Origin of the sequence: Thermococcus sp. M36 (genome assembly GCF_012027355.1) — an archaeon.
Taxonomy (GTDB): Archaea; Methanobacteriota_B; Thermococci; order Thermococcales; family Thermococcaceae; genus Thermococcus.
In genome coordinates, this window is sequence record NZ_SNUH01000173.1 from 1 (window position 1) to 461 (window position 461).

Here is a 461-nt window from a genome sequence, read left to right on the forward strand (position 1 = left end):
ATCTCAACTGCTACCAACGAAGTAGTAGGTAAAGTTGATAAACAATATGCAGGCATTCACTCCTATTTTCATTTAAAAGAAATCAACCAGCAGTTAAGTGAAGAAAACGCAAGGTTGAATAACGCTTTGCGTGAAAACATTGCAGCACCCGACAGTACTAAGAAGTTTGTTATTGATACCACTACTATAGATAGTTTACGCAGGTACAGAAAATTTTCCTATCTACCAGCTGCCGTTGTTGGTAATACAGTAACCTTTCAGAATAATTATCTTACATTAGAAAGAGGTGCAAAGCAAGGTGTTAAAAAAGGTATGGCAGTAGTAAGTCCGCAAGGTATTGCCGGTGTTGTATTAGATGTAAGTGAAAATTATTGCAGGGTAATGAGCTTATTGCACAGAAACAGTAAGGTAAGTGCCATGCTTAAAAGAGATAATAATTTCGGAAGTGTAGAGTGGGATGG

Annotated in this window: 1 protein-coding gene; it reads left to right on the plus strand. The window is 37.3% G+C overall.

Features of this window, described 5'->3' with window-relative positions:
- On the plus strand, positions 1-461 hold a 461-nt coding region (mreC, locus tag E3E36_RS11845), incomplete at both ends, for a rod shape-determining protein MreC (protein ID WP_167895577.1).